This window comes from Flavobacterium frigidum (assembly GCF_048286735.1).
Lineage (GTDB): Bacteria > Bacteroidota > Bacteroidia > Flavobacteriales > Flavobacteriaceae > Flavobacterium.
The window spans coordinates 23,561-30,295 of sequence record NZ_JBLVPU010000031.1 but is presented as its reverse complement, the minus strand read 5'-3'; the positions used below and the strand labels follow the sequence as shown (position 1 = coordinate 30,295).

At 36.3% G+C, this 6,735-nt stretch carries 5 protein-coding genes and 3 tRNA genes; 3 read left to right on the top strand and 5 right to left on the bottom strand.

Features of this window, described 5'->3' with window-relative positions; genetic code table 11:
• Positions 1-212 precede the first annotated feature (212 nt).
• The 5 genes from rpsT to proS all read right to left on the bottom strand — a co-directional run bounded on the left by rpsT (position 213) and on the right by proS (position 2,355).
• Positions 213-464 (bottom strand): 30S ribosomal protein S20, encoded by a 252-nt coding sequence (gene rpsT / locus ACNQGO_RS14680; RefSeq protein ID WP_417985737.1) that lies wholly within the window; start codon positions 462-464, stop codon positions 213-215.
• Between the two features lie 30 nt (positions 465-494).
• Positions 495-566, bottom strand: a tRNA-Glu gene (locus ACNQGO_RS14675).
• Positions 567-607: 41 nt separating this feature from the next.
• A tRNA-Glu gene (locus ACNQGO_RS14670) sits at positions 608-679 on the bottom strand.
• Positions 680-726: 47 nt separating this feature from the next.
• Positions 727-798 (bottom strand) — tRNA-Glu (locus ACNQGO_RS14665).
• Between the two features lie 78 nt (positions 799-876).
• Positions 877-2,355 (bottom strand): proline--tRNA ligase, encoded by a 1,479-nt coding sequence (gene proS, locus ACNQGO_RS14660; RefSeq protein ID WP_417985736.1) that lies wholly within the window; start codon positions 2,353-2,355, stop codon positions 877-879.
• 100 nt (positions 2,356-2,455) lie between these two features.
• Here proS and ACNQGO_RS14655 point away from each other — a divergent pair, with 100 nt between their 5' ends.
• The 3 genes from ACNQGO_RS14655 to rimO all read left to right on the top strand — a co-directional run bounded on the left by ACNQGO_RS14655 (position 2,456) and on the right by rimO (position 6,707).
• Entirely contained in the window at positions 2,456-3,484 is a 1,029-nt protein-coding gene (locus ACNQGO_RS14655) for a hypothetical protein (protein ID WP_417985735.1), read from the top strand.
• A 54-nt stretch (positions 3,485-3,538) separates the two neighbouring features.
• Positions 3,539-5,119 (top strand): OmpP1/FadL family transporter, encoded by a 1,581-nt coding sequence (locus ACNQGO_RS14650; protein ID WP_417985734.1) that lies wholly within the window; start codon positions 3,539-3,541, stop codon positions 5,117-5,119.
• 274 nt (positions 5,120-5,393) lie between these two features.
• Entirely contained in the window at positions 5,394-6,707 is a 1,314-nt protein-coding gene (gene rimO, locus ACNQGO_RS14645; protein ID WP_417985733.1) for a 30S ribosomal protein S12 methylthiotransferase RimO, read from the top strand.
• Positions 6,708-6,735 lie beyond the last annotated feature (28 nt).

The following is a 6,735-nucleotide window of genomic DNA, read 5'->3' as shown; positions in this document are numbered from 1 at the left end:
CAATTTCAGGTAATAATAATTTGATTAGCTCACTAAAAGAATCTTGCATTTGTATCTATTTTTAAAATACAAATATCGAAATTTAATATTTCCCCACAGGTTTTAGACTTGATCCTATTTAAAAGACAAAATAAATTAAAATCCAAACAATCCAAACCAAAAAAAAGCTCTCAAAAATTGAGAGCTTTTTAAATATCTTATAATTGTACTAATTACAATTTAGCAACGTGCTTAGTTAATTTAGACTTTAAATTAGAAGCTTTATTATCGTGAATGATATTCTTTTTTGCTAATTTATCAATCATCGAAATTACGCTTGATAATTTTGCCGTAGCATCTGCCTTATCAGTAGCTATTTTTAATGCTTTGATAGCGTTACGAGTAGTTTTGTGTTGGTATCTGTTTAATACTCTTCTCTTTTCGTTGCTTCTAATTCTTTTTAAAGCTGATTTATGATTTGCCATTTTATAATTTTTTATCTTTTACTAATTTTGTAGTCCGTAAGGGAATCGAACCCCTGTTACCAAGACGAAATCTTGGCGTCCTAACCCCTAGACGAACGGACCATTATCCCCTAAGTTTTTATCAATATAGTATACTGAAATTGTAGCCCGTAGCGGAATCGAACCGCTCTTACATGGATGAAAACCATGCGTCCTAACCGATAGACGAACGGGCCATATTTCCTTCTAAGTTCAGGAAAACTGTAACACGCAATAAAAATAGTAGCCCGTAGCGGAATCGAACCGCTCTTACATGGATGAAAACCATGCGTCCTAACCGATAGACGAACGGGCCCTGCTTCTCTAATGCGGATGCAAAAATACAACTATTTTTGAAACGTACAATAGGACATGCAAAAAAAAATATTTTTTTTTAATACGCCTTTGCAAACAACACTCGCCCAAATGATTTTTCTCCAGTAAACACGCAACTTCCAGCCTCTTCAGCTCTATCTAAAGGTATGCATCTAATGGTCGCTTTCGTTAGGTCTTTGATCTTTTCTTCTGTAGTTGCAGTTCCATCCCAATGGGCTGATACAAAACCACCTTTAGTTTCTAAAACTTGTTTAAACTCATCAAAACTATTAACCTCCGTAATATGCGTATTTCTGTAATCCAATGCTTTTTCAAACAATTCCTTTTGAATCTGCTCTAATAAATCACTCACATATGATGTAATACTATCTTTAGCTACTACTTCTTTGGTCAATGTATCTCTTCTTGCAACCTCAAAAGTTCCATTTTCTAAATCTTTTGGTCCTACAGCAATCCTCACAGGAACTCCTTTCAGCTCCCATTCTGCAAATTTGAAACCTGGTTTTTGAGTAGTTCTGTTATCAAATTTTACAGAGATATTTAATTTCCGTAAAGTAGCAATCAAATTATTTACCTCAGTAGATATAGATTCTAACTGCTCATCAGTCTTGTATATAGGAACGATCACAACTTGTATTGGCGCTAAGCTCGGAGGAAGCACCAAACCTTGATCATCGGAATGTGTCATAACCAATGCTCCCATCAAACGAGTCGAAACCCCCCAAGAAGTCCCCCATACATATTCCTGCTTCCCTTCGGCATTGGCGAATTTCACATCAAAAGCTTTTGCAAAATTCTGACCTAAAAAGTGTGACGTACCAGCTTGTAGCGCTTTACCATCTTGCATTAAAGCTTCGATACAATACGTTTCTTCAGCCCCAGCAAAGCGTTCGGTTTCTGTTTTTATTCCTTTTATTACTGGAATTGCCATGAAATTTTCAGCGAAATCAGCATACACATTCATCATTTTTTCTGACTCTTCCACAGCCTCTGCTTTTGTGGCATGAGCAGTATGCCCTTCTTGCCATAAAAATTCTGCAGTTCTTAAAAACAATCTCGTTCTCATTTCCCAACGCACTACATTTGCCCATTGATTAATTAACAAAGGTAAATCCCTGTACGATTGCACCCAACCCTTATACGTAGACCAAATAATAGCCTCACTAGTAGGACGAACAATTAATTCTTCTTCCAGTTTTGCATTAGGATCCACCATTAACTTTCCGGGTTTATCTGGATCATTTTTTAATCTATAGTGTGTTACAATGGCACATTCTTTTGCAAATCCTTCCGCATTTTTCTCCTCGGCTTCAAACATACTTTTAGGAACAAATAACGGAAAGTAAGCATTTTGATGCCCCGTCTCTTTAAACATTCGATCCAATTCCCCTTGCATTTTTTCCCAAATAGCATATCCGTAAGGCTTGATAACCATACAACCTCTCACTCCTGAATTTTCGGCTAAATCAGCTTTCACAACCAATTCGTTATACCATTTTGAATAATCTTCTGCTCGTGTAGTTAAGTTCTTACTCATGTTGAATGTTTTGGCACAAATTTTGCATTAATATTTTTAAATAAATAGTTCAGCAAAACTAAGTATTTTTGTAATGTGCAACAATAAAAACTCCATATATATGAAAACTAGTACTCTTCCCTTACGAAACCCAATAAGCTATTGCTTTATTGGTGTTTTGTTCATTCTGTTGACATCCTGTGGTTCTTACCAAAACAGCTCTTACTATGATTCTGATGGAATATATGGTAGCACTCCCAGAAGCGCCGTTCAAGAAGAAACACAAAGTGCTCCTAAGAACCAATATAAAGACTATTTTGGATCTTTACAGAATAACAATCAGTCAGTAGAAATTTTTACAGACGTTGACAACTATGGCAATTACGACGTCGAAAACGACTCTTTACAAGACAACAATAATTATCCTGGCTGGGGAAGCAACCCACAAAGCGTAAGTATCAATGTTTATGACAATAATTGGGGTATGAACAATTGGTACGGTAACAATTGGGGATGGAATGGTGGTTATGGCTATGGCTTCAACAATTGGTACGGAAACAATTGGGGTTGGAATGGCGGTTTTGGATGGAACAATTGGAGCGGAAATAATTGGGGCTGGAACAACTGGGGTTGGAACGGCGGTTTTGGATGGAATAACTGGTATGGCAACAATTGGGGCTGGAACAATTGGGGATATTCAAATAATAATTACAACAGAAACTATGCTTATAACTCCGGCAGAAGAGGCTCTGCTTATGCAAACAATAACACTGTAGATCGTACTACTTCAAATTATTCTAGAGGTCAAAGAAATTACTCCACTGGACGAACTGTAGATTCTAATTATAGAGGCTCCAATACTAATTTTGGTAGAGGTTCAGCTACTCGAATGAACAGAACGAGTCCGAATTTCTCTAGAAATCAAGGTCAATCACAAAACAACTCTAATACGAATCCTACTAAAAGAGGAAGCTATAACACTACACGAAACGAGAGCAATAGATCTGAGAGATCTTATACTCCGAGCACCAGAAACGACAATAATTCTAGATCCTATAGTCCTAGTTCCAATAGCAGATCAAGCAGCTCTGGTAATTATGGTGGTGGCGGAAGATCATCTGGCGGTGGTGGAAGAGGTGGCAGAGGATAAACAACCCGTCTTAACTTTCAATTTTGATATTAAATTAAAACCAACCTGTTAAATATGAAAAAATATTTATTCCTACTCGCTTTAGGGCTATCCATCAACAATGCCAGATCACAAGACATCTCTGATGCTATGCGTTACGCACAGGACAATTTAACTGGTACAGCTCGATATAGGTCTATGAGTGGTGCTTTTGGTGCACTGGGCGGCGACCTTTCCTCTTTAAATGTTAATCCAGCGGGTTCTGCAGTGTTTTCTAATAATCAAATGGGATTATCGTTGAGTAATTATAACGTAAAAAACAATGCGAACTACTTTGGTACCACAACTAAAGACGCCTCTAACTCATCTGATTTAAATCAAGCAGGAGCAGTTTTTGTTTTTAACAATAATAACTCAAACAGTAATTGGAAAAAAGTTTCATTTGGAATCAACTACGAAAACGCAAATAATTTTGATAACAACCAATTTTCTGCTGGAACCAATTCAAACAATTCTGTAGATCAATATTTTTTGAATTATGCAAATACTGGAAATAATGGAGCGCCAGTACCACAACAATTTGTAAATAGAGTAACAGGAGAATCAATTGCTGATTTATATTCATTTTTGGGTCGTAATTTGCCCAACTCACAATTTCCAAGATTGAGTGGTTTTGATGCACAACAAGCCTTTTTGGGTTATCAAGGATTTATTATCAATCCCGTTGATGAAAATGATCCTAACTCTGCTTTTATATCTAATGTGCCTGCTGGAGCTAATTATTATCAAAAAAATAGTGTAACTAGCACCGGATATAATGGAAAATTATCATTTAACGCAGCTACATCATACAAAGATAAAATATACTTAGGAATCAATTTAAATTCCCATTTTACGGATTACATACGATCCTCGCGTTTTTCTGAAGAAAATAATGCACCCCTTACTAATGATTTTACAGTTTCAAGAATACAGTTTGATAATGATTTGAATACTTATGGAACTGGTTTTTCGTTTCAATTGGGCGCTATTGCAAAGTTAACAAATGAAGTGCGCGTAGGATTAGCCTACGAATCCTCAACTTGGTATACCCTGACAGATGAATTATCACAGAGACTTGTTGCAGTAAGTGCCAATACTAGCGAAGAACTCGAGCCTGATGTGGTAGATCCACAGTTTATAAATGTTTATGAACCGTACAAATTGCAAACACCAAGCAAACTGACTGGAAGTTTTGCCTATGTTTTTGGAAAATCAGGGCTAATAAGTATCGATTACGCAATGAAAGACTACCGCAATACTAAATTTAAACCCGAAAACGATTCCTATTTTAATGCTATAAACAGCAATATGAATTCTATTTTGGACACTACAGGAGAACTAAGAATTGGGGCCGAATATAAAATTGACGCATTAAGCTTAAGGGGTGGATACCGTTTTGAGCAAAGTCCTTATAAAAACAAAACAATGATAGGAGACTTAACTGGATATTCGGCAGGTTTAGGGTATAATTTTGGTTCAACCAAATTAGATTTAGCGTATTCGTACGCCAAAAGAAATTCACAACAAGGATTTTTTAGTCAAGGATTTACAGACGGTGCCAGCATTTATGCGATAAACAACACGGTTTCCTTAACGTTATTATTTGAATTGTAAACGCATTATGAATTAAAATAGTGATCCGTCTCGTTATGCAAACAAGACGGATTTTTTTTAGCCCTGATGGTCCCGAAGCATTGGGAGAAATCCTCCCGTTTTTTTCGAGAGATTGCTTCACCTAGCACTCATTTTTATAGGAGTTGAGTGAATTTTGTTTGCAGCGCACAGCAGGAAATAGCTCCTAATAATCTGAAAAGGGTTTGAAAAAAGTTCAGATTGAATAAAAAATTGTAATTTTGCAAAATTCCCAAATTATCGGGATTATACCGCTATGAGAACGAAGTCTTTAAAAAAGAATAAAATAAATGTGATCACTCTTGGGTGTTCAAAAAATGTATATGACAGTGAAGTGCTAATGGGTCAACTTCGCGCCAGCGGAAAGGACGTTACACACGAAGCACCTGAGGCTGAAGAGGGAAATATTATTGTAATAAATACGTGTGGCTTTATTGATAACGCTAAAGCGGAATCCGTAAATATGATTCTGGAATATGCTGATAAGAAAGAAAGAGGATTGGTAGACAAAGTATTTGTTACCGGATGCTTATCTGAACGATACCGTCCTGATTTAGAAAAAGAAATACCTAATGTAGATCAGTTTTTTGGTACTACAGAATTACCGCAACTATTGAAAGCTTTGGGCGCTGATTACAAGCATGAATTATTAGGTGAGCGTCTAACGACTACGCCCAAAAATTATGCTTACTTAAAGATTTCTGAAGGGTGTGATAGACCTTGTAGTTTTTGTGCCATTCCGCTTATGCGAGGAAAAAACGTTTCGCAAACCATTGAAAAATTGGTAAAAGAATCAGAAGGCTTGGCTAAAAATGGAGTGAAAGAATTAATTTTAATTGCCCAAGATTTAACCTATTACGGATTAGATATTTACAAGAAAAGAGCCCTTGGAGAATTACTAGAAGCACTTGTAAAAGTAGAAGGAATCGAATGGATTCGTTTGCATTACGCCTTCCCTACTGGTTTTCCAATGGATGTGTTAGAAATTATGAAGCGCGAGCCTAAAATATGCAATTATTTAGATATTCCGCTGCAACACATTTCAGATTCTATTTTAAAATCCATGCGCCGAGGAACCACTCAAGCAAAAACAACAAAATTACTTAAAGAATTCCGTGCAGCTGTTCCTGGCATGGCTATTCGAACTACTTTAATAGTAGGATATCCAGGAGAAACTCAGGAAGATTTCAATATCTTGAAAGATTTTGTTCAAGAAATGAAATTTGACCGAATGGGTTGTTTTGCCTATTCGCACGAAGAAAATACACATGCCTACTTATTGGAAGATGATGTCCCTGACACCGTAAAACAAGACCGTGCAAACGAAATTATGGAACTACAATCACAGATATCTTGGGATTTAAACCAAGAAAAAATAGGACAAACATTTAAATGCATTATTGACAGAAAAGAAGGAGCTCATTTTGTGGGACGTACAGAATTTGATAGTCCCGATGTTGACAATGAAGTCTTGATTGACGCCTCAAAACATTACGTGAAAACGGGTGAATTTGTAATGATCAAAATTATTGAAGCAACAGAATTTGATTTGTACGGAGAACCAATATAATTTTTCTAATTGATTTAAATTCCTTCCT

Excerpts from the sequence above, each read along its gene's own strand:
- ACNQGO_RS14655 (WP_417985735.1), top strand. The coding sequence starts at position 2,456 with ATGAAAACTAGTACTCTTCCCTTACGAAACCCAATAAGCTATTGCTTT.
- proS (WP_417985736.1), bottom strand. The coding sequence starts at position 2,355 with ATGAGTAAGAACTTAACTACACGAGCAGAAGATTATTCAAAATGGTAT.
- rimO (WP_417985733.1), top strand. The coding sequence starts at position 5,394 with ATGAGAACGAAGTCTTTAAAAAAGAATAAAATAAATGTGATCACTCTT.
- ACNQGO_RS14650 (WP_417985734.1), top strand. The coding sequence starts at position 3,539 with ATGAAAAAATATTTATTCCTACTCGCTTTAGGGCTATCCATCAACAAT.
- rpsT (WP_417985737.1), bottom strand. The coding sequence starts at position 464 with ATGGCAAATCATAAATCAGCTTTAAAAAGAATTAGAAGCAACGAAAAG.